Raw genomic sequence first — 20,927 nt, 5'->3', positions numbered from 1 at the left:
TTCCTTATTTTGCGTCGTACCAAGTTGGACCGTAAGAATAATCAACTTTTAGCGGAACTGCGAGTTCAATTGCATGCTCCATTACTTCTGGTACAAGCTTCTCTAATTTTTCAATTTCTTCTTTCGGCGCTTCAAATATTAATTCATCGTGTACTTGCAGAAGAAGACGCGCTTGTAATCCTTCTTCTTCTAAACGATCTGCCATAATAATCATCGCTTTTTTAATAATATCTGCTGCAGTACCTTGAATTGGCGTATTCATAGCTGTACGCTCTGCAAAGCTGCGTAAATTGAAATTACGACTCGTAATTTCTGGAATATAGCGGCGGCGATTTAATAATGTAGCCACATATCCTTTTTGTTTCGCATCTTTTACGATGTCATTCATGTATTCTTGTACACCAGGGAAACTTTCTAAATACTTTTCAATAAATTCCGCTGCTGCTTTTCTTGTAATTCCTAAGTTTTGCGAAAGACCATAATCACTAATACCATACACAATTCCGAAGTTAACAGCTTTTGCTTGTCGTCTCATATTCGAAGTTACTTCATCTTTTTCAACGCCAAATACATCCATCGCTGTTTTCGTATGAATATCCATATCATGTTGGAACGCTTCAACTAGCCCTTTATCATTTGCAATATGAGCTAATACACGAAGTTCAATTTGTGAATAATCCGCTGCGTACATAATCCATCCTTCTTCTGATGGAACGAATGCCTGACGAATCTTTCTTCCTTCTTCTAATCGAATCGGGATATTTTGCAAGTTTGGATCCGTTGAACTTAATCGACCCGTTTGCGTTAATACTTGATTGAAACGCGTATGGATTTTAGATGTGTCTTCATGTACAACTTTTAATAAACCTTCAATATAAGTTGAATTTAGTTTCCCTAATTGACGGTAATGTAATATGTTTGGAATAATTTCATGATGATCCATAAGCTTGTCTAGTACATCAGCTGACGTAGAATAACCTGTTTTCGTCTTTTTAATAACTGGTAAGTTTAAGTTCTCAAACAGAATAACACCAAGCTGCTTCGGTGAATTAATATTAAATTCTGTTCCCGCAAGCTTATAAATTTCCTGTTCCATTTCCTTTAATCTACCTGCAAGTTCTTCTCCCATATTACGAAGACGCTCCGTATCAACTTTTACACCTTTTACTTCCATATCAGCTAATACACGAGCAAGTGGTAATTCTAATTCTGTAAACAGCTCATATTGCTCATTCTTCTCTAACTCTTCAACGAATGTTTGCTTTACATCGTATAATACATGCACTTTACGAGCTACATGCTCCGCTACTACGTCTAGCTCTGGAACAGCACGCTTCGCACCTTTTCCGTAAACTTCTTCATCAGATTTCACAGCATGCGTTTCTTTCATTTTCGCTACAGTACGGAAATCTTTATCCGTATCAGCCGGATCAAGTAAATAAGCAGCGATTAATAGATCAAAGTCAATCCCTTGCATATCTATATCATTCCATTTCAGTGCAACGATCGCACGCTTCGCATCAAATGTATACTTTCTCATTTCCCCATCTGCAAGCCACTCTTTAAAAGCGTCTGACTTAAGAGCGATGTCTGTTTGAATAAAATAACAGCCATTTTCATTTTGAATACCAAAGCCTTGAATATCTGCTTTATGATAGTTATCTTCTTGTACTTCAACAATAAGCGCACTATCTTGCTGAAGCATTTCTTCTGTAACTTCTTCCACAATATCAAATGTAATCTCATCTAATTCAGCCGGAGCCGTTTCTTCTGGCGTAACACCTAATTTATTTAAAAGAGATGTAAACCCTAAATTCTCAAACATCGGAATGACATCACTTGCTTCATATCCTTTATACTCCATATCATCCACATGCACAGCAATCGGCGCATCTGTAATAATAGTTGCAAGATCTTTACTCATAAGAGCTTGGTCTTTATTTGCTTCCAGTTTTTCTTTTAATTTCTTCCCGCTTACTTGATCTATATTTTCATACACTGCTTCAACCGTTCCAAACTGTGTTAACAATTTAATCGCAGTTTTTTCACCAACACCTGGTACACCTGGAATATTATCTGATTGGTCTCCCATTAAACCTTTCATATCGATAATTTGCGTTGGTGATAAGCTGTATTTCTCAAATAAAGCTTCTGTCGTATATTCATCTACTTCCGTAATCCCTTTTCGAGGAATGCATACGAGCGTGTTATCAGAAACAAGTTGAAGTAAATCTTTATCTCCTGAAATAACTTTTACATTTGCTCCTTGTTCACTCGCTTCTTTTGCTAGCGTTCCCATAATGTCATCCGCTTCATAATTTTCAAGCTCATAACGCGGTACATTGAATGCATCAAGCATCTCACGAATAAACGGGAATTGCTCTGATAATTCAGGTGGAGTCTTTTGACGTCCTCCTTTATACTCACTATATGTTTTATGACGGAATGTCGTTTTCCCCGCATCAAATGCTACTAACATATGCGTCGGTTTTTCTTCCTCTAATATTCTCATTAACATCATTGTAAAACCGTAAATTGCGTTCGTATGTATACCTTTGTCGTTATTTAAAAGCGGTAGTGCAAAGAAAGCACGATACGCGATATTATTACCATCTACTAATACGACCTTTTTTTCCAAATCAGAAACCTCCCCATGCAAATTTGAAATGATTTTTTTCACAGAAAAAAACCGTTCCTTTCCTCTCTCTATATTAACATGACTAATAGAGAGAAGAAAAATAACGGCTATTTTCTATCATATATACAAACGTTTACTAATATAAAAGGGAAGTGACGAGAACAGCATAACTATTCTCGTCCAAAATTACTCCTTGGATGAAGGGGTTTTCATGTATTATATTAACAGAGCTTTATTAATATTTAATTAAGCCATTGTTAATATATTGTAAACATCCTTCATCCTATTTTTCAGTTGCTGATTTTGGTAAAACAACTGTAAATGTTGTCCCTTCCCCAACTTCACTATCCACTGTAATCGTACCGTGATGCGCCTCGACTAAATGCTTTACAATCGATAATCCAAGGCCTGTACCACCAGTATTTCTACTTCTCGCCTTATCCACTCGGTAAAAGCGTTCAAAAATACGCGGAATTTCATCTTTACTAATACCAATTCCAGTATCAGTAACTTTTATATAAGCATTATATTTATCTTCTGCTAATTCTACAGAAACAACGCCTCCAGCCGGCGTATATACGATTGCATTATTCATTAAATTAATAAAGATTTGCTTCAAACGACTTGGATCTCCAATGACAGAGACCCGTTTTAGCGTATTTACTTGTAAAGAGATTTCTTTTTCTCCCGCTTTGTTATCAAGCACCATATGAATGTCTTCAAGAAGCCCCTTCATATCAACGGTCCCCATACTCAATTTAAATCCTTGTTGTTCAATCTTTGATAGATCTAATAAATCTTCAATTAACCCTTGCATGCGTTCACTTTCTTTTAAAATAATGTGCAAGAAATGTTCGCAGAATTTTTTATTATCCATAGCTCCATCCAAGAGCGTTTCTGAAAAACCTTTAATAGACGTAATCGGTGTCTTTAGTTCATGAGAAACATTCGCTAAAAAGTCTTTTCTCATTTGTTCTAATTTCTTTAGCTCAGTAATGTCATGGAATACAAGGACAATCCCTTTCCATTCATGGTTCGTCCCGATAATCGGTGCTCCATATACTTCGAAATGCTTTCGCTCAATTCCAAGAGGCAATAACATTTGTTTACGTACTTTCACTTCTGTCATAAAGATTTCTTCCACGAGCTCTATAATTTCTGTATGATGAAACGACTCATAATATAAACGATCTAAATATTCTTCATCTGTTACGTGGAAAGTCTCCTTATACGAACGATTTACAAGATTTATATAACCGCGGCTATCAATTAAAATCATTCCGCTTCCCATATTTTCAATTAACGTATGCAGACGATCTTGTTGCATTTCTTGTTCAAGTGTCATCTCTTGTAAATTACGTGCTAAAATATTAATCGCTTTACTTAACATTCCCGTTTCATCCGAATGACTTTCATAAGCGCGTGCTTTATAATTTCCCTTCGCTAATTCAATAGCAACTTTCGTAACCGATTCAATCGGCCTAATATATTGCCCTGTAATTTTCATACCTAAAAATACGACTACGAGACAAGCGATAACAAATCCGATAATTAATAATCCCCACGTTTTTTGATGAACAGCTTTCAAAGGCTCAATTGTACTTTTTACCAAAATGTACCCTTGTTTTCCTGCTACATCTTGAACGAACACCGCATGATAAAATTCATTATTTTGATCTGTTTCTTTCGTAATGACTTTATTTCTTTGTTTCGTTGTTTCTGAAGAAAGTTCTTTCATTATCTCTTGGCTAAACGCAGAATGTTCTCCTCCGCTATATTGAACTTTCTTTTTTTCATCTACAAATGCAATAGACGCCTGTATTTTTTCTTCTAACTTTTCAAATACGTACGGATTTTTTAAAACATCATCAAAACCTTGTTCTTCTGCTAATACCGCAACATACTCTGTCTCTTTTACCATTCTCTCTTTTGCATGATCTATATAGTAGTTTTCAAACACAGTTTCCAGTAATAAACCTAGTCCGACTAATATAAAAACAATAAGAGAAACAAATGTAAAAAGAAGCCTGGAACGAAATTTATTCATCCCCTTTTGGCTCCTCTAATTTATATCCTAAACCACGTATCGTTTTAATGTACGCCGGTTTTTTCGTATTTTTTTCAATTTTATCGCGCAAATGGCTAATATGAACGTCCACAATTCGTGTATCACCAGCAAAATCATAATTCCATACAGCACTTAATAATTGATCACGTGTCAACACACGGCTCTTATTTTTCGCAAGATAAACGAGTAGTTCAAATTCTTTTGGTGTTAATTCAAGCTTTCTTCCTTGGAAATAAGCCTCATAAAATTCCGGCAAAATTTTAAGTTCAGCAATTGTGATGCTTTCTTCATCTGACGCTTCTTTAACTTGTTCTTCTTGTTGTAATTTCGTGCGGCGCAAAATTGCCTTCACACGCGCAACAACTTCCCTTGGGCTAAACGGCTTCGTCATATAATCATCTGCCCCAAGTTCAAGACCTAGCACCTTATCAAATTCATCATCTTTTGCTGTTAACATTAAAATCGGCGTCATAACGCGCTGCAATCGTAATTCTTTACACACTTCCATACCATCCATTTTTGGAAGCATTAAATCTAATATAATTAAATCTGGGCGTTCTGTTGTCGCTTTTTGAAGCGCCATTTCTCCATCCATCGCTGTTATTACTTCAAACCCAGCTTGTTGTAGATTAAATTCAATTAAAGTTAAGATAAACTCCTCATCATCAACTACTAAAATACGATTGTTCATTCTTTTCCTCCAAGTTATAGACTTGAAACCTTCTTCATCCTAGTATTTTCCCCGTTATTCTCATCATACTAGAAAACAAGGTCCCTCTCAATATAATTGTCTATACATGGATTCAGATTGTTCTATTGTTATTACTCATTTACTCCAATTAACGTGTTGTTATCCATACTTTATATACTTCTATATTTTCATTCCATTCTACTTCCGTATGAATATTAAATTCGTGATTTTTTGCTAGAAAGAACGAAAGAGCATACGCTATTTTATAGTCCCGCGTTTCATATCCACCAAATACTCTTCCATACATTTCATTCGCGATCCCGTCTGCCCACACTTCAGCTTCTCTCATCGTTTCAAAGATAACGTCTTCTCTTTTCCATCTCATCTTAAAAAACCACTCCTTCAATTGACTTTAATTATCAAATCACGATATAGTAAATATTGTTAATCTAAAAATCCTAATATAAAAGATAAGGAGACTCTATTATGCGACTAGTGTTACCTATTCTGTCTTTAATAGTAACTTGCATTCTTACATTCAACGCCCCAAGCTGGGACACGATTAAAACAGGTTGTTCCGATTTCGCCGAAGGATTTACACAAGGATTCTTCAACTAAAAATAGCGCTAGCCCCCTTATAGAAAGGTATGCTAGCGCTATTCATATTTTTACTTTTTAAAAATTATCTAATGCTTTTTCCATAATAGAAACTGATTTGTAAGGCGGCGTTACTGTTAATGAACCTTTTACAACCGTTTCTCCTTTTTCATCATGAGCAGATACAAGCATATCAATTGTATGTTCCTCCTCAGAAACAGCCACAACTTCAAAGTGGATTTGTAACGTTTCATAATGGTGAACGTGCTTCACGAACGTAAGGTCCTTCCTCGTAATATGACTACCTGGACCTGGTAAATATTTCGTAACTGCCGTTGTAATCATTCCAGTTAGCATAATGCTTGGTACAATCGGCTTTTCATACGGAGTTTGGGATGCGTAATCATGCTGAATATATAATGGATTGGCATCATTCGTTAATCCTAAGTACAATAACAAATCTTTATCCTCAATTTTTTCAGTGATAGATAATTTCTCTCCTACTGTAATTTCATCCATTTTACGACCAATTTGAACTTTTTTCTTTAACATGTTACAACCCCCTCCGATTTTTTCACCTTATTATCCTACTAAAAGCGATACCTGATCCGAAATTTACTATGATGAGGGCAATGTATAGTATAAATCTATAGTTTCATTATAGGATACACCAAATGACAGCGTTTTCATATTATTTCAAAAAAACATTTGCATATATAGTAGAAAAAGATTCGGGGCCCCGAATCTTTTTCCACTTATATTTAATTATTAAACAAGAACCTTCATAACATTACGTACAGATTCTACAGAGCGATCTAACGCTTCTTTTTCATCTGCAAGAAGTTCTAATTCAATAATTTTTTCAATTCCGTTACCACCTAGAATTACTGGTACCCCTAAGTAAAGGTCGCTATAACCATATTCCCCTTCAAGGTACGCAATAGCCGGTAATACACGGCGTTGATCTTTTAAAATTGCTTCTGTCATTTCAACTAAAGAAGCAGCTGGTGCGTAATATGCACTACCGTTTCCTAATAAGCCTACAATCTCGCCGCCACCTTTACGGGTACGTTCTACGATTGCTTCTAAACGCTCTTTCGGAATTAACGTTTCTAACGGAATGCCACCTGCATAAGAATAACGTACAAGAGGTACCATATCGTCACCGTGGCCACCAAGAACAAATCCTGTAATGTCTTTCACAGAAAGATTTAATTCTTGTGCAATAAATGTACGGAAACGAGCTGTATCTAATACGCCCGATTGACCAATAACACGCTCTTTCGGGAATCCTGCTTCTTTAAATACAGAATATGTCATTGCATCAACTGGATTTGTTAATACAAGAATAATCGCATTTGGTGAATGTTTTGCAATGTCGCGCGTAATACTTTTCATAATTTTAGAGTTTGTTGCTACTAAGTCATCACGGCTCATACCAGGCTTACGTGCAATACCTGCTGTAATAACGACAACGTCAGAATCAGCAGTATCTGCGTAATCAGATGTTCCAATAATGTTAGCATCAAAACCTTGTACTGGGCTCGCTTCTAACATATCTAACGCTTTCCCTTTTGTTGGATTTTCCAGTTGTGGAATGTCCACTAATACAACATCTGCAAGTTCTTTTTGTGCTAATAAGAATGCTGTTGTTGCTCCTGTAAATCCTGCACCGATGACTGAAACTTTCTTGCGTTTGATTGTCATAATTTACCCCCCGCTTTAATTATGCGTTTTTGATTATCGCTACATCCATGTTTTTAATAAGTTCATTAGCGAACTCAGAACATTTCACTTCTGTTGCACCTTCCATTAAGCGTGCGAAATCATAAGTTACTACTTTTGAAGCAATTGTTTTCTCAACAGAAGCAGTTACTAATTTCGCAGCTTCGTTCCATCCTAAGTGTTCTAATAATAATACACCAGAAAGAAGAACTGAAGATGGGTTTACTTTATCTAAACCTGCATATTTTGGAGCTGTGCCATGCGTAGCTTCAAAGATAGCATGTCCAGTCACATAGTTAATGTTTGCACCAGGTGCAATACCAATTCCACCTACTTGTGCAGCAAGTGCATCAGAGATGTAGTCTCCGTTTAAGTTCATTGTCGCAACAACATCGAACTCACGTGGACGAGTTAAAATTTGTTGTAAGAAGATGTCTGCAATAGAATCTTTTACGATGATTTTTCCAGCCACTTCAGCGTCTGCCATCGCTTTATTCGCTGCATCTTTACCATCTTTCTCAACGATACGATCATATTCAGCCCAAGTAAATACTTTGTCGCCGAATTCTTGTTCCGCTACTTCGTAACCCCAGTTTTTGAAAGCACCTTCTGTAAATTTCATAATGTTTCCTTTATGAACTAATGTAACAGAAGAGCGTTTTTCGTTAATTGCATATTGAATTGCAGCACGAACAAGACGCTTTGTCCCTTCTTCTGAGATTGGTTTAATACCAATACCAGATGTTTCTGGGAAGCGGATTTTATTAACACCCATTGCTTCTTTTAAGAAAGTAAGAACTTTTTCTGCTTCTGGAGATCCTTGTGCATATTCAATTCCAGCATAAATGTCTTCTGTATTTTCACGGAAAATAACCATATCAGTATCTTCCGGACGTTTTACAGGTGAAGGAACACCTTCAAAATAACGAACTGGACGTAGACATACGTATAAATCTAATTCTTGACGAAGTGCTACGTTTAGAGAACGAATACCACCACCAACTGGAGTTGTAAGTGGACCTTTAATCGCGATTAAATACTCACGAATTAAATTTAAAGTTTCTTCTGGTAACCACTCGCCTGTTTGGTTGAATGCTTTTTCCCCTGCAAGCACTTCTTTCCAAACGATTTTCTTCTCACCATCATAAGCTTTTTCAACTGCCGCTTCTAGTACTCGAGATGCAGCTGCCCAAATATCAGGACCAATTCCATCTCCTTCAATAAATGGAATAATCGGATTGTTTGGTACATTCATAACACCATTAGTTACAGTAATTTTTTCACCTGTCGTCAATGTGATAACCCCCATGTTTGAAATTTCATATGTATGAAACTGAGGGAATAACCCCTCAGTTCAAACCGTTAGTCAAATTAAAATATTCTAATCATTATATCTTCCCAAAAAAATCAGACTTTTGAAAGCGTATTTTCACTATCAAAATAGTGTTTTTCACTTATCGTTGTGCAATTGGAACGTACACTTGATGTGTTGGTCCATTATAATCAGCACGTGGACGGATTAAACGGTTGTTTTCATATTGTTCTAGAATATGAGCTAACCAGCCTGACATACGGCTAATTGCAAAAATAGGTGTAAATAAGTCATGGTCAATTCCTAAACAATGGTATACAGAAGCTGAATAGAAATCAACATTTGGTGGAAGACCTTTTTCTTTTGTTACAATGTCTTCAATTTTGATAGACATATTATACCATTTGTCTTCTCTTAAAAGCACGCATAATCTCTTAGACATTTCGCGTAAATGTTTTGCACGCGGATCACCCTGCTCATATACACGGTGGCCAAAGCCCATGATTTTTACTTTATTTTGAAGAGCATTATGAATATATGATTCTACATTTTCTTCTTCGCCAATTTCAGTTAGCATCTTCATTACATTTTCATTTGCCCCGCCGTGAAGAGGACCTTTTAACGCACCGATTGCTGCTGTAATACCAGAATATACATCTGATAGTGTAGCTACACAAACGCGTGCAGTAAATGTAGAAGCGTTTAACTCATGATCTGCGTGAAGTACAAGCGCCTTATCAAAAGCTTCAATTTCAACTTCATTTGGCTCGCGATCATTTAACATGTACAAGAAGTTTGCAGCTAAAGATAAATCGTTTCTAGGCTCAACAACATCTAAACCTTTACGAATTCTTGCATAAGCAGCAACTAAAGTTCCCACTTGAGCCTGCAATTTAACCGCTTTCAAATAATTGGACTTTTCATCCATAATTTCAGCGCTCTCATCGTATAATGATAGCATGGAAATTGCAGTTCGTAAAACAGACATCGGATGTGCAATTTTTAAATCTACTTGTTTCAAATATGTTAAAATCTCACCTGGCACTTTATAGTATTCCGATACAATCTCTTTAAATTCCGCTAGTTCTTGTTCGTTAGGAAGCTTGCGATGCCATAATAAGTACACTACTTCTTCAAATGTAGCATTCTCCGCTAAATCATCAATATTATACCCAACATAAGTTAATGTATCATCAATAATAGAGCTCACAGATGATGTTGTTGCTACTACCCCTTCTAAACCTCGAATAACAGTCATGACATTCTCTCCTTTTCCTGAAAATTCTCCCAACCTTGCTCCTTATATCTATTTGCTCCCCTTTTGAATTATGAACGCCCGTTCACTCTTTAGGCAAGCAAAATGCACGATCATGCAAATTTGTTGCGATGTTCCCCTCTTATGTCCATTGTCTACATGGAAAGCATGAGCGTGAATGTCTCCCCGAATCCTCACGCTCAAAACAACAAGTTAGTGAGGAAAATTAATTCCGAAGAGTTTTATGATAAAAACAACATAAAACAATATCATTATAAAATTGTTTTATGTTGTTTTTATTTTATCTGGTGTAAAGTCTCTGCTGTTATGTAACTTTTCAAAGTTTCTAATCCTATTATAAACAATTATCTGACTTTTGTGAACAGAAAGAATTCAAAATTTTTATATTACTATAAAATTCCTTATTTAAACATCTGTATAATACTCATAACTGCATAGGCAATTCCAGCCCCAATTAATGGCCCTACAGCAACTCCATTAAATAACGCAACCGCTATAATTGTCCCGAAAACGAGCGCAGTTGTAATATGAGGATCCGTCGTCAATAATTGCACGCCGCCTTTCGCTAACAAAGCAACCGCTACCCCTGAAGCTAAAGCAATCCATGCATAATACGATTTCGCCGCTTCTCCAAGTTGTTTAAAGCCAATTTCCCCCGTCGCAATCGGTACGAGTACTGCTATTGTAATAACCGTAACACCGAGGTTAATCCCTTTCGTTTGTAGATAAGGAAAGACTTTATCTCCTAGAAACGTAAATTTCAATAAAAATAACACACCAATGGCTACAGTAAGCGATTGATTTTTAGCAATAAGTCCGATAATAAGTAGTATGAATAAAAATAACGTTGACTGACTAATCATGTTTACACTTCCTTTCTGAAAATAATGAACTCATTTCCAAACAAAAATACCTTTAAACCTATCGTTATACATGCTATATCGATGTATATTCAACACTAACCACTTCATTTTTTTATGTATTTTAAAATGACAAACTAAGACTTTCACCATCAAAAATTTAAGCATGTATACATTTTTAAAAACGGTCGTCTCTTCTTTCTTTTCTAATAAGAAACAGGTAAAATAAAAAGAAGAGAAAATGAAGTTTTTACCATATAGTAGAAGCATCAACACCAAGCTTTTCCAGTCACTCATGCACTGAAAAAGCAGAAAAAAATCCATCATTCCACTATAACATAAAGTGAAACTTTAATCAGTGGGTCAGTTTCCACTGATTATTAGCCTTCACCAATCGGGCTTTTACGGGCAGTTTATCTCCATCTAACTCCTTTGATCCAGCCGCACTTTGGGTAGCGGATTTACTGCCCGCAAATAGCGGGGTAAAGTGAAACTTTAATCAGCGGGGCACACTCGTTATAAGTTGAACGAATTAGGATAATCCAAATTGGAATGGGAGGTATACATCTTTGAACCGAAACTTACTATATATGATATTGCGACTCGTATTTGTCATTGTAGCAACGGTAGCCGGGTTCTATGCATTACTATATATGTCAGGACTTATCTACCCTTTTATTATCGCTTTCGCATTTGCTTATTTGATTAATCCTGTCGTCAATTTCCTTAATCAAAAACTACAATTCCCTCGCGCACTAGCAGTACTCGTTAGCTTAATTCTCGTATTCGGAGCTATCGTCGGACTCGTTACATATCTTGTAACAGAAGCAATATCTGCCACAACATACTTACTACAACTAGTTACAGTAAAGTTTCCGGATATCGTTGCATTTGCTCAACAATTTGCGCTTAATCATATTATGCCTCTCTATGATGATTTAATTTCTAAATTTAATCATCTTGGGGAACCACAGCGCTATACGATTACACAAAACATTCAAAATTTAGGAACCGAAGCAACGACACAAATGAAAGAACTTTTAACTGCAATTATAAGCGGGTTAACAAATTTCATTAGTGCATTACCAACAACTTTAACTGTCCTTGTATTCGTTTTATTAGCCACTTTCTTCATTAGTTACGATTGGCACCGTCTTGCTCAGAAAGTAAGAAAATTTTTGCCCAATCGTGTTCATGGCTATGGAAAAACTATTTTTGTCGATTTAAGAAAAGCTTTATTCGGTTTTGTTAAAGCGCAACTTACACTCGTATCTATGACAACTGTCATTGTACTAATCGGACTTTTAATATTACGCGTACCATACGCCATTACTATTGCGATTATTACAGGGGTTGTAGATTTACTCCCGTATTTAGGAACAGGCGCTGTCTTCGTTCCTTGGGTTATATACGTATTTTTCACTGGCGACACTGCTTTCGCCATCGGTCTTCTCATCTTATACATCGTCGTGATTGTCCAAAGACAAATTATGGAGCCTAAAGTACTTTCATCTAATATCGGCCTCGATCCATTAGCAACACTGATCGCTCTATTTGTCGGCTTTAAGCTTTTTGGCTTTTTAGGATTAATCATCGGTCCAGTCACCTTAGTACTACTTAATACATTGCACAAAGCTCGTGTATTTCATGATTTGTGGAAATATATTAAAGGCTCACCTTCAAAATAATAGTTTCTAATTCATATTCAACAAAAAACTTACATGTAATCAGTGGGAATTTCCCACTGATTATTCCTTTTACTTATTTTTTACACTCATTACATACAACAAGAGAATTGCCCTAAAAACAGGATAATTCTCTTGTTTTTTGCATAAAAAACGCATATTTCGAGGCGTTTTTACATATTTATTCTGTTATTTTTATAATTATTACTTACATTTATTACTTTTTATGTAAATGAATAAATATACAAAATAGGGCGGAATGAGACTTGAACTGCCAATTTCCCTGCTCTTATTCAACTTTTCCATTCTAATTCATTCTTTTTATATACAAAAACAAGCTTAAGCCATATGAATTTCCCTACAGCACACTCATTAAGAACTACCTACATATCCAATCGAAAAATACACAGCAAATATAATAGGGTAAAACTACAATTAGTAAGGATTTTGTCCACCACCATTATTAACTTTCACCAATCTAACTTTCATAGGCAGTCCGATTCCCACTTAACTCCTTCGCACTCGCCAAATTTTAAGGTATAATATAGCAAAAATTTAATTAACAGAGCTTCATTCATCCTCCATCCTTTTACAGGCAAAAAAATAGTGCTTAGATCGCTATAATCTAAGCACTATTTCTGCACAATGATAGTAGAGTTCTTTCTAAACTTCCATTCCATCCACTTCATAACAAACGGCTTCAATAAAGCCCTCGTCATCGGGATAACGAAAATGAAACCCATTATATCCGTTACATATCCAGGAAGTACCAAAAGAATACCTCCTACAAAGATAAAAATACCATCGAGTACTGCCCCTCCCGGCATTTCTCCTCTATTCAACTTAGATTGAATCTCTCCAAGCACTTTAAATCCTTGCCTTTTCGCCAAATACACACCTACAACACCCGTAAATACAATCATGGCGAACGTAGACCATAAACCTATTACATGACTCGATCCAATTAAAACTGTAATCTCAATTGCCGGTATTAAAATAAACAAGAATAGTAACCACTTCATAGTTCCACACTCCTCTCACGCATCACTTTAAACACCCCAAGAGCGCCCATATACATCAAACAGAAACTAAGCAGCTTTACCTATTAAACCTCGTAACAAGCGGCATTTAATAGTGAATTCAGGCGTTTCAAGCTAGTTCTGTCTCGTTTTTGTGTAAAAAAAAGAGAAGGACTCCGATCCTTCTCTCCGTATTACTTATAGCACTTCCGCATGTCCATTATAAACAATTCCGCGTGCCGCATCAACTGTTACTTCTTGGCCATTTTTTAAAGTTGCTGTTACGCCGTTTACACCAACGATAACAGGAATACCGATTGATACACCTACAACAGCCGCGTGGCTTGTTAGACCGCCTTCTTCTACAACTAGAGCAGCAGCTTTTTCGATTGCAGGAATCATATCTTTATCAGTGCTTGTTGTAACAAGGATATCACCTTTGTTTACGTTCGCTACAGCTTCAGCAGCTGTTTTCGCTACAACTACTTTACCTTTTGCAGCTTTACGACCGATTCCTTGTCCTTTTGCAACTTCTTCACCAACAACATGGATTTTCATTAAGTTTGTTGTACCAGTTTCAGCAACTGGAACACCAGCAGTGATTACTACAGTGTCTCCAAGTCCGATTAGACCTGCATCCATACCTGTTTGAATTGCAGTATCTAACATTTCATCAGTAGACGCTGCACGTTTTCCAGCCATAAATGCTTGTACACCCCAAACAAGTGCAAGACGACGTCCTACTTGCTCGTCAGATGTTACAGCTACGATTGGAGATTTTGGACGGTATTTAGAGATCATTTTCGCAGTATATCCACTTTCTGTTGGAGCTACGATTGCAGCTACATCAAGAGCAAGTGCTGTATGTGCAACAGATTGGCTAATTGCATCTGTAATTGTTGGAGTGAACTCTTTAATACGTTTTTTGAACATATCTTCATACTGTAATGATTTTTCAACACGTACTGCAATGTTAGCCATCATTGTTACTGCTTCCACTGGGTATTGACCAGCAGCTGTTTCACCTGAAAGCATGATTGCATCTGTACCATCGAAGATTGCGTTAGCTACGTCACTTGCTTCCGCACGAGTTGGACGTGGGTTGCGTTGCATAGAATCTAACATTTGTGTCGCAGTAATAACTGGTTTACCTAACACGTTACATTTTTTGATTAGACGTTTTTGTACTAATGGTACTTCTTCTGGTGGAATTTCTACACCCATATCACCACGAGCTACCATTAAACCGTCAGAAACTTCTAAGATTGAATCGATGTTGTCGATACCCTCTTGGTTTTCGATTTTTGGTACGATTTGGATGTATTGAGCGTTATGCTCTTCTAATAATTCACGGATTTCTAGTACGTCAGACGCTTTACGTACGAATGAAGCTGCGATGAAATCAACTTTTTGCTCGATACCGAAAATGATATCTTTTACGTCTTTTTCAGTGATACCAGGAAGCTTAATGCTTACGTTTGGTACGTTAACACCTTTTTTGTTTTTTACAGTTCCACTGTTAAGAACTTTTGTACGGATGTTTCCGTCAGCTTTTTCGATTACTTCTAGTTCGATAAGACCGTCATCGATTAGAATACGAGAACCTGGGTCTACATCGTCATAAAGACCAGCATAAGATACAGAGAACTTCTCTGCAGTACCTAATACTTGCTCAGTAGAAAGAACTACTTCTGCACCTGTTACAAGCTCAGCTTGTCCGTCTACGAAGTCGTGAGTACGGATTTCTGGACCTTTTGTATCAAGTAAGATACCAACTGTTTTACCAGTTTTCTTTGAAGCTTCACGAATGTTTTTAATACGAGCGCCGTGCTCTTCATGGCTACCATGAGAGAAGTTTAAACGAGCAACGTTCATACCCGCTTCGATTAATTGTTCTAATTTTTCAATACTTTCACTAGCAGGACCTATAGTACATACAATTTTAGTTTTACGCATATTGCACCTCCGAAAATTATGAAACCGTTCCCAAATATCCGACATTAAGCCGATTAGATGGATAATTCTTTAGATAATTGATACATATCTTTATCGATTGTATGCTTTTGAGCTAACGCTTCGATAATGTCATGATCAACAAGTTTATTATCTTGAATACCTACACAACGTCCACCTTTACCAGCAATTAACAATTCAACTGCTCTTGCACCAAGACGACTTGCTAATACACGGTCTTGTGCACTTGGTGATCCACCACGTTGTACGTGACCTAACACAGTTACACGAGTATCAAAGTTTGTTGCTTCTTCAATATGCTTACCGATGTCAATTGCACTTCCAACACCTTCAGCCACAATGATAATACTGTGTTTTTTACCACGTTCACTACCGCGCTTCAGACGAGCAATAACATCTTCCATGTCATACTCTTCTTCTGGAATTAAAATTGTTTCAGCACCATCAGCTAAACCAGCCCATAATGCGATATCTCCAGCATGACGTCCCATTACTTCGATAACATATGTACGTTCATGAGATGTAGCTGTGTCACGAATTTTATCAATTGCATCAATAACAGTATTTAAAGCTGTATCGAAACCAATTGTGAAATCTGTTCCAGGAATATCATTGTCGATTGTACCTGGTACACCAACACATGGGAATCCTTGTTCAGTTAATTTTTTAGCACCTTGGTAAGAACCATCTCCACCAATAACAACAAGTCCTTCGATACCGTGTTTCTTTAATTGCTCGATACCTTTTAGTCGTACTTCTGGATCTTTAAACTCAGGACATCTTGCTGTATATAATTTTGTACCACCACGGTGGATAATATCGCCAACAGAACCAAGTTCTAATTTTTCAATATGACCAGAAATTAAACCAGCGTATCCATGGTAAATACCATATACTTCAATATCATGGAAAATCGCTTTACGAACAACTGCACGAATGGCAGCATTCATACCAGGTGAATCTCCACCACTTGTTAATACACCAATACGTTTCATTTGTACTCACCTCATAAAGATTATTTGCCTTATAATAAAATAACACGAAAAAATATAAAAACACAATGGAGAAGATGTGTCTTTTCATAATAAAAACGTGCATTCGCGAAGAGGAACGCACGCTTTTCTTATTTTATCCCAATGGAAGCGTTTGAAAACGAAACTTGCCCAATTTTCATATATTTTTCATAACGTTTTTCGATTAATTCATCTTTCGAAATTCCGTTTAATTGTTCAAAAGTTTTTCTAAGCATTAAATCTATATTTTCTGATTGTTTCAACACATTACGGTGTGCTCCACCTTTTGTCTCTGGAATAATTTCGTCAATTACACCTAATTCTTTCAAGTCCGCAGCTGTAATTCTCATCGCTTCTGCAGCTTCCTTTGCTTTTCCTGCATCTTTCCAAAGAATTGCCGCTGCCCCCTCTGGTGTAATGACAGAATAAGTGGAATTTTCTAGCATATGAATGTAATCCCCTACCCCAAGACCTAACGCACCACCACTACCACCTTCGCCGATAACGATACAAATAACAGGTACCGTTAAACCTGCCATTTCAAATAAATTACGGGCAATAGCTTCACTTTGACCACGTTCTTCAGCAGCTTTACCAGGATAAGCTCCTTTCGTATCAATAAAACAAATAATTGGACGATTGAACTTTTCCGCCTGCTTCATTAAACGTAATGCTTTTCGATATCCTTCTGGATGAGGCATCCCAAAATTACGGCGAATATTTTCTTTCGTATCTTTCCCGCGTTGATGCCCAATTACAGTTACAGGCATTCCCTTATATTTCGCAATGCCGCCGACAATCGCTGCATCATCGCCAAATAGACGATCTCCGTGACATTCAAAAAAATTAGTAAATAAGTGCTCAATATAATCGAGCGTTGTCGGTCGTTCAGCATGACGAGCAATTTGAACACGGTCCCATACTTTCATATTGCCGTATATATCTTCCTCTAAATTTTCTAGCTTGTCTTCCAAAATACGAATCTCCTCACTGAAATCCATCTGGCTGTTTTTCGTATAGTCTTTCAGTTCACGAATCTTATTTCTTAGCTCAACAACTGGTTTCTCAAATTCTAGCTCTGCCATACAGCCATTTCCCCTCCTTGATGAACTTCTAAAATCTTGCGAAGTGATTCTCTCATATCATCACGATGCACCACGGCATCTAATTGACCATGTTCTAGTAAGAATTCTGCCGTTTGAAAATCTTCCGGTAGCTTCTCACGCACTGTTTGTTCAATTACACGTCTACCAGCAAATCCGATAAGCGCCCCTGGTTCTGCAAGATTATAATCACCAAGTGAAGCGAAACTCGCTGAAACCCCGCCCGTCGTTGGGTGAGTCATAACAGAAATAAATAATCCTCCTGCATTACTATGCTTTTTCAAAGCTACGCTTGTTTTTGCCATTTGCATTAAACTTAATATCCCTTCTTGCATACGGGCACCACCCGAAGCAGTAAAGATAATAAATGGAACTTGTAAGTCGTATGCCTTTTCAACCGCACGGGCAATTTTTTCTCCTACAACAGAGCCCATGCTCCCCATTCGAAAACGAGAATCCATTACTGCAACAACAACAAGCATGTCATCAATTGTTCCTTCACCAGTTACAACCGCTTCGTTCAATTCAGTCTTCTTACGATCGCTCTCTAGTTTCTCTTCATATCCTGGAAACTCGAGTGGATTTAATGAAACCATTTCTTTGTCATACTCACGGAATGACCCTTCGTCCAATATACTATCAAGACGTTCCCATGCATTCATAGGATGATGATATCCACAATTCACACATACTTTTAAATTTTTTAGAAGTTCTTTCGTATACATGATTTTTTTACATTTCGGACATTTTGTCATAACGCCATCTGGTACATCTTTTCGTACTTGTTCTGAAGGTATTGCAGCGTACTTTTTCTTTTTCACGAATAAATCTCTTAGCACAATTTGACCCCCTTCGTTGAGAGCTAAGGTTAGCGCAAGAAGAAAATTGGGCTAACACCAAAATTTGATGTTAGCCTTATCTTCTCAATCTGTCTAATAACCTCACTCTTTACGTTTAACTTTAACCGCTACGCGATAGAATGTTTGTCATAACGTGTCATGGTCATTTCGACAAATTTTATACATTACGAGTGAAACTGTATATTCTCTACTAATTCATCGTAAATTTTTAGTGCATCATTTTCTTGTCTCTCTTCCAAAGTATCATAAAGCTTTCTATACATATCGATAGAATCTCCTGAAACTTTACAAGAAAGAGTTGATACGTAATCATTTACGATCATCCAAATGCGATATAGTAAATAATTATCGACTTGTTCAATAAGTGTTTTAAAGAACGTTTGATGAAGCATTGGAATTGAGTTTTCATTTTCTTCAAGCACTTGATGTAATTTTCTTAGCACTTTAGAAAACGTTTCTTTCGATAAATTACATACAATTCGAATCATATCTTTCTCAAGCAATCGTTTTGTTTGTAATAGATCACGAATTGTTTTCTCATCTTGCAGCAAGAACGGCGCAATCAATTGTACAAGACCGTTATCGTAAAAGTTTCGAATAAACGTCCCTTCACCACGTCTCGTTTCAATCAATCCTACCAGTTCTAAAGCACGTAATGCTTCTCTTACAGAGGAACGCCCTACGTTTAAACGTGAACTTAACTCACGCTCAGACGGCAAACGATCCCCCGCTACCAATCCATCCTCTTCCATAATGGAACGGATTTTTTTTACAATTTCGAGATATACTTTTGTGTTTGATGATGTCAATAGAAATTCCTCGCTTATTCTTTACCAATCAGCGCTAATTGTTTTGTTTTCTCAGCAACTTCATTTGGATCTACTTGACGGCGAGCTACTCCTGTCTCCATTGCAGCTTTCGCAACGTAAGCTGCCACTTGAGGCGCTACACGCGCGTCAAACGGTGCCGGAATGATATAGTCTGCATTTAACTCATCTTCTGCTACAAGCTCAGCAATAGCCTGTACAGCTGCCATCTTCATTTCTTCGTTAATTTGTGTCGCATGTACGTCAAGTGCACCGCGGAAAATACCAGGGAACGCTAGTACATTATTTACTTGGTTCGCGAAGTCAGAACGACCCGTTCCAACAACAGCTGCGCCCGCTGCTTTTGCCAATTCTGGCATAATTTCTGGAACTGGATTCGCCATTGCAAAAATAATTGCATCGTCATTCATTGTACGAACCATCTCTTCTGTTAATGCACCTTCTGCAGATACACCAATGAATACGTCCGCACCTTGTACAACATCAGCTAAAGAACCTTCGATACGATTCTTATTTGTATATTTTGCAACTTCATCCTTTACCGGATTCATACCTGTAGGACGACCATCATAGATTGCCCCTTTACGGTCACACATAATAATGTCGCGTACACCATAGCGATATAAAAGTTTAATAATTGCAATACCTGCTGCACCTGCGCCATTTGCGACAACTTTAATGTCAGACATTTTCTTTCCAACTAATTTCAGCGCGTTCACAAGACCTGCTACTGTTACGATAGCTGTTCCGTGTTGATCATCATGGAAGATAGGAATATTTGTTTCTTTTTTCAAACGTTCTTCAATAATGAAGCAGTTTGGTGCTGCGATATCCTCTAAGTTAACGCCGCCAAAAGTTGGCTCCATTAATTTTACAGTTTCAACAATTTTATCTACATCGTTTGTATTTAAGGCAATTGGGAATGCATCTACACCAGCAAAGCTCTTGAATAATACAGCTTTACCTTCCATTACTGGAAGAGATGCTTCAGGTCCAATGTTACCAAGACCAAGTACAGCCGTTCCATCTGTCACAACTGCTACCATATTTCCCTTCATCGTATATTCATATACCTTACTTTTATCGTCATAAATTTCTTTACAAGGTTCTGCAACCCCTGGAGAATATGCAAGACTTAAATCTTTTGCATTTTCTACTTTTACTTTTGATACAGTTTCTAATTTTCCTTGATGCACTTTATGCATGTGAAGTGCTTCTTCACGAAGTGTTGACAAACTATCCACTCTCCTCAAATTATTCTAGCTGATATCAATTTCTC

18 protein-coding genes are annotated in these 20,927 nt (G+C 37.1%); 2 read left to right on the top strand and 16 right to left on the bottom strand.

What is annotated here, in order from left to right; genetic code table 11:
• Positions 1-4: 4 nt before the first annotated feature.
• From polA to FS742_RS10565, 4 genes are all read right to left on the bottom strand, one after another.
• Entirely contained in the window at positions 5-2,638 is a 2,634-nt protein-coding gene (gene polA / locus FS742_RS10580; protein ID WP_144612280.1) for a DNA polymerase I, read from the bottom strand.
• A 283-nt stretch (positions 2,639-2,921) separates the two neighbouring features.
• Complete coding sequence (phoR, locus tag FS742_RS10575; protein WP_144612279.1) at positions 2,922-4,685, bottom strand: sensory box histidine kinase PhoR; 1,764 nt, start codon at positions 4,683-4,685, stop codon at positions 2,922-2,924.
• Positions 4,678-5,397, bottom strand: coding sequence for a two-component system response regulator PhoP (gene phoP, locus FS742_RS10570; protein ID WP_144612278.1), 720 nt, complete (start codon positions 5,395-5,397; stop codon positions 4,678-4,680). Before phoP ends, phoR begins: the two co-directional genes overlap by 8 nt.
• A gap of 148 nt (positions 5,398-5,545) precedes the next feature.
• Entirely contained in the window at positions 5,546-5,782 is a 237-nt protein-coding gene (locus FS742_RS10565; protein ID WP_144612277.1) for a hypothetical protein, read from the bottom strand.
• A gap of 101 nt (positions 5,783-5,883) precedes the next feature.
• On the opposite strand from FS742_RS10565, the gene FS742_RS28020 reads away from it, so the two are divergent.
• Complete coding sequence (locus FS742_RS28020) at positions 5,884-6,015, top strand: hypothetical protein (protein ID WP_001241581.1); 132 nt, start codon at positions 5,884-5,886, stop codon at positions 6,013-6,015.
• 57 nt (positions 6,016-6,072) lie between these two features.
• On the opposite strand, the gene FS742_RS10560 is transcribed toward FS742_RS28020, so the two are convergent.
• From FS742_RS10560 to FS742_RS10535, 5 genes are all read right to left on the bottom strand, one after another.
• Positions 6,073-6,546: a MaoC family dehydratase gene (locus FS742_RS10560; protein WP_000914181.1), complete on the bottom strand. Its 474-nt coding sequence runs from the start codon at positions 6,544-6,546 to the stop codon at positions 6,073-6,075.
• A 216-nt stretch (positions 6,547-6,762) separates the two neighbouring features.
• Positions 6,763-7,701: a malate dehydrogenase gene (gene mdh, locus FS742_RS10555; protein ID WP_144612276.1), complete on the bottom strand. Its 939-nt coding sequence runs from the start codon at positions 7,699-7,701 to the stop codon at positions 6,763-6,765.
• Between the two features lie 19 nt (positions 7,702-7,720).
• Positions 7,721-9,013 (bottom strand): NADP-dependent isocitrate dehydrogenase, encoded by a 1,293-nt coding sequence (gene icd, locus FS742_RS10550; protein ID WP_000206903.1) that lies wholly within the window; start codon positions 9,011-9,013, stop codon positions 7,721-7,723.
• Positions 9,014-9,173: 160 nt separating this feature from the next.
• Positions 9,174-10,322 carry a citrate synthase gene (gene citZ, locus FS742_RS10545; protein WP_186327166.1) on the bottom strand — a complete coding sequence of 383 codons (1,149 nt, stop codon included), beginning with the start codon at positions 10,320-10,322 and terminating at the stop codon, positions 9,174-9,176.
• 386 nt (positions 10,323-10,708) lie between these two features.
• Positions 10,709-11,170: a DUF441 domain-containing protein gene (locus FS742_RS10535; RefSeq protein WP_000625507.1), complete on the bottom strand. Its 462-nt coding sequence runs from the start codon at positions 11,168-11,170 to the stop codon at positions 10,709-10,711.
• 566 nt (positions 11,171-11,736) lie between these two features.
• On the opposite strand from FS742_RS10535, the gene ytvI reads away from it, so the two are divergent.
• Positions 11,737-12,855 (top strand): sporulation integral membrane protein YtvI, encoded by a 1,119-nt coding sequence (gene ytvI / locus FS742_RS10525; RefSeq protein WP_001081397.1) that lies wholly within the window; start codon positions 11,737-11,739, stop codon positions 12,853-12,855.
• Between the two features lie 629 nt (positions 12,856-13,484).
• On the opposite strand, the gene FS742_RS10520 is transcribed toward ytvI, so the two are convergent.
• The 7 genes from FS742_RS10520 to ystJ form a co-directional block, all read right to left on the bottom strand.
• Positions 13,485-13,874 (bottom strand): FxsA family protein, encoded by a 390-nt coding sequence (locus tag FS742_RS10520; protein ID WP_140970166.1) that lies wholly within the window; start codon positions 13,872-13,874, stop codon positions 13,485-13,487.
• A 195-nt stretch (positions 13,875-14,069) separates the two neighbouring features.
• A complete protein-coding gene (gene pyk, locus FS742_RS10515; protein ID WP_001232676.1) occupies positions 14,070-15,827 on the bottom strand; it encodes a pyruvate kinase in 1,758 nt (585 codons plus the stop codon).
• A 53-nt stretch (positions 15,828-15,880) separates the two neighbouring features.
• Positions 15,881-16,840, bottom strand: a complete 960-nt coding sequence (gene pfkA / locus FS742_RS10510) for a 6-phosphofructokinase (protein WP_000821161.1) — start codon at positions 16,838-16,840, stop codon at positions 15,881-15,883.
• Positions 16,841-16,968: 128 nt separating this feature from the next.
• Complete coding sequence (gene accA, locus FS742_RS10505) at positions 16,969-17,943, bottom strand: acetyl-CoA carboxylase carboxyl transferase subunit alpha (RefSeq protein WP_144612273.1); 975 nt, start codon at positions 17,941-17,943, stop codon at positions 16,969-16,971.
• Positions 17,931-18,800 carry an acetyl-CoA carboxylase, carboxyltransferase subunit beta gene (gene accD, locus FS742_RS10500; RefSeq protein WP_000942865.1) on the bottom strand — a complete coding sequence of 290 codons (870 nt, stop codon included), beginning with the start codon at positions 18,798-18,800 and terminating at the stop codon, positions 17,931-17,933. The genes accA and accD overlap by 13 nt, the downstream gene beginning before the upstream one ends.
• A 185-nt stretch (positions 18,801-18,985) precedes the next feature.
• The gene (locus FS742_RS10495) at positions 18,986-19,630 is read right to left on the bottom strand and encodes a FadR/GntR family transcriptional regulator (RefSeq protein WP_144612272.1); all 645 of its coding nucleotides are present in this window, start codon (positions 19,628-19,630) and stop codon (positions 18,986-18,988) included.
• 14 nt (positions 19,631-19,644) lie between these two features.
• Positions 19,645-20,853 carry an NADP-dependent malic enzyme gene (gene ystJ, locus FS742_RS10490; protein ID WP_001970845.1) on the bottom strand — a complete coding sequence of 403 codons (1,209 nt, stop codon included), beginning with the start codon at positions 20,851-20,853 and terminating at the stop codon, positions 19,645-19,647.
• Between the last annotated feature and the right edge of the window lie 74 nt (positions 20,854-20,927).

Source organism: Bacillus cereus (genome assembly GCF_007678085.1).
Classification (GTDB): domain Bacteria; phylum Bacillota; class Bacilli; order Bacillales; family Bacillaceae_G; genus Bacillus_A; species Bacillus_A cereus_BE.
The sequence above is the reverse complement of the archived record's forward strand: the minus strand, read 5'-3'. Positions and strand labels throughout refer to the sequence as shown.